Source organism: Arthrobacter sp. H5 (assembly GCF_000520595.1).
GTDB lineage: Bacteria > Actinomycetota > Actinomycetes > Actinomycetales > Micrococcaceae > Arthrobacter_D.
This window is the reverse complement of the sequence record NZ_KI914997.1, coordinates 9,755-12,493: the sequence shown is the minus strand read 5'-3', so window position 1 is coordinate 12,493 and position 2,739 is coordinate 9,755. Positions and strand designations below refer to the sequence as shown.

At 63.8% G+C, this 2,739-nt stretch carries 3 protein-coding genes and 1 pseudogene; 3 read left to right on the top strand and 1 reads right to left on the bottom strand.

Features of this window, described 5'->3' with window-relative positions; genetic code table 11:
- Nucleotides 1–179: pseudogene (locus Y708_RS31065) on the top strand (recombinase family protein); the annotation flags it as partial.
- 539 nt (nucleotides 180–718) lie between these two features.
- Here Y708_RS31065 and Y708_RS0111790 read toward each other — a convergent pair.
- Complete coding sequence (locus Y708_RS0111790) at nucleotides 719–1,723, bottom strand: TerC/Alx family metal homeostasis membrane protein (RefSeq protein ID WP_028280091.1); 1,005 nt, start codon at nucleotides 1,721–1,723, stop codon at nucleotides 719–721.
- Between the two features lie 150 nt (nucleotides 1,724–1,873).
- Here Y708_RS0111790 and Y708_RS0111785 point away from each other — a divergent pair, with 150 nt between their 5' ends.
- Both Y708_RS0111785 and Y708_RS29830 read left to right on the top strand, forming a co-directional pair.
- Nucleotides 1,874–2,221, top strand: a complete 348-nt coding sequence (locus Y708_RS0111785; protein ID WP_028280090.1) for a helix-turn-helix transcriptional regulator — start codon at nucleotides 1,874–1,876, stop codon at nucleotides 2,219–2,221.
- A 120-nt stretch (nucleotides 2,222–2,341) separates the two neighbouring features.
- Nucleotides 2,342–2,739, top strand: a 398-nt coding sequence (locus Y708_RS29830; protein ID WP_035776141.1) for a hypothetical protein, incomplete at its 3' end; no start/stop codon positions are given.

Sequence of the window (2,739 nt, the reverse complement as noted above, 5' to 3'; positions counted from 1 at the left end):
GCCGCCCCTACAAAATGACCCCCGCGAAACTCCGCCTCGCCATGGCATCCATGGGCAAGCCGGATACCAAAGTCAGCGACCTCTGCACCGAACTCGGCATCACCCGCCAGACCCTGTACCGGCACGTGTCACCGACCGGGGAACTGCGCCCCGACGGCGAAAAGCTCCTTTCCCGGTAGGTGGGCCGCCGAGGTGCGCCTTCGACGTTGGACTGCCCGGTGACAAGCCCATCCCAGTACCAAGGATGTGAACGGGGTTAGGGACGTTGTAGCGATCCGAGGACGCGTGGTGGTGTGGATCTGATCGCTTCTGCGGCCGGGGTCCGGTGCTCTGACCTCCCCGTCTATCGCTTGAGACTGGTTCCGGTCATGAGGGGCGTCTGGGTTCCGGGACGGCAACGGCTCGGCGACGGTATTGAAGACGACACGTAGCACTCCGCCGGTATCCCCGATTCACCAGCCCGGCCCATGGCGTGGTCGCTTTTCGACAGGGGAGGAACCGCGCCGTTATCTGGAACCCACTGGAGCGCGTTCGGAACACTTAGTTCGAGGGACGCTGTACAGCGGCTGGACGTCCGTGGGAACCGGCAGCATCACGGTGCTGGTGTTTTGGCTCCGCGCAGCCCGGCGGTTCGTCAAACCTGCTGCTTCGTGCAGGGCACGTAGTGCCAGCCGCCGCTGAACTGTTCCGCCGATGGCCTACGAGTTCGTGTGCCCGGTCAGCCGGTCCGGTCTGAATCGGAAGGGTCCTCCGCTGTCAGCGAGCCGGCGTGGGCGCGTGCGGTGGGGTCCCTGCGGACCTTGATCAGGCTTGCGATGGTGGTCACTGTCAGGACGACTGCGATGACGATAAGGCTGATGTTGGTGCTGATTTCCGGTACCCGGCCATCGATGCCGTGCCCCCAGTGCAGAACCAGTTTCACTCCGATGAAGGCCAGAATAAGCGCCAGACCCGTGGAGAGGTAGACCAAGCGGTCCAGAAGCCCCTTAACGAGGAAGAACAGCGCCCGCAGCCCTAGCAGGGCGAAGGCATTGGCGGTGAAGACGATGTACGGTTCGGCGGTAATACCGAAAATAGCCGGGATCGAGTCGAGCGCGAACAGCAGGTCGGTGCTGCCGATTGCCAGCAGCACAATGAAAAGCGGCGTCACCGCCCGGCGCCCGGCGCTGCGCGTGAACAACCGCCCGCCCTCGTAGTCCTTTGTGACGGTCAGCGCGCGGCGGGCCACGCGGACCAGCACGTTGTCATGGACATCCGGGTCGACGTTGCGGTGCCGGTACAGCTGAACGGCCGTCACGATCAGCACCAGGCCGAAGATCAGGAACATGAAGGAGAACAACTGGAGCAGTGCTGCGCCCAGGGCGATGAAGATCCCGCGCAGGACCAGGGCCAGGGCTATTCCGAAGATCAGGACCTTCTGCTGGTACTTCTCGGGGACGGCGAAGGTCGACATGATGATCACGAAGACAAAGAGATTATCGATGGACAGGCTTTTCTCGACGATATAGCCGGCGAAGTATTCTGCGCCGTAGTCCCAGCCGACCTGGGCGGCGAAAACCAGTCCAAACACAATGGCCACGGCAACATACAGGACGGATGAAATGGCGGCTTCGCGGAACTTGACAACGTGCGGCCGCGCGGCGGCCAGTCCAAGATCCAGGGCGAGCAGCCCGAGGATAAGTCCGATGGTGAGCGTCCAGCGGAGTGCACTGACTTCGAGCATTGTCGACCTTCCTGTTGTCAACTGAGACTGATTAGTCGTTTTTCCTGCAGTAAGTGGAAAGGCGCCGGAACACGGACAACACGGCCGCGGGACCCGCCGGCGCGCACTCCCGGACATCGACCGGGCGCCTGATGGGCTATTGTCCTTGAAATGGCAACCCAGGATTTTGACTCAGGGACACCCCCCGTGCCCGCCAGCGGGACGCGGTGGACGTTCCTCACCAACCACGCCCACGTTCTGCTCACCATCGCCCGTGATCCGCAGATCCGGATGCGAGACGTCGCCGCGCGGGTGGGGGTGACGGAGCGCGCAGCGCAGAAGATCGCAGCTGACCTTGTTGAGGCCGGCTATATCACGAGAACGCGCGCCGGGCGTCGCAACAGCTACACCGTCGCCACCGGCCGCCCCTTTCGCCATCCCGTCGATGCCGACCACGAGCTGGACGAGCTCCTCGCGGTTCTCGTCCCTGAACCCGCCTCCCGTACCATAGACACCTGAACTGTAGTTCGCTAATCTAAGTTCATTGGTTGAATCATACGCTACCGTACGGGTGGCGGGGCGGCCGGATGCCGTGTCCTCGGCACGGCTGGGCGGCGGCGGTTTGGAAGGAGCTCGCTCTTGAATAATCGAGAGGCGCATTTCAGACCGCAGCTTCCGGGCGGTGTTCCCGCCACCGTCGCGGATTCCGCAGCGCCGGTGTATCTCATCGTCATCGCCGCTGAGTCGGACGCTGCCGATATTCTGGCCATGGCGGCCCCGCAGGCGCGCGGCGTCGGTGCCCGCTTGCTGGTCGCTCTCATCCGGCCCCGTTTGGGCTTCACGACCGACCCCGCTCTGGTCCGGTTCGTCACCGCGCGCAGGAAGCAGGAGGTGCTCCGGTTGGAGCGTCTCGGACATCAGGTGCTGGATCCTGCCGGGGTCACATTTGAAACTGTCTCGATGACCTACCGGGGCGGCGGCTCTGAGTCCGGGCAGACCCGCCGTATTGCCGCAGCATTGGAGCGACTGGCCCGCGG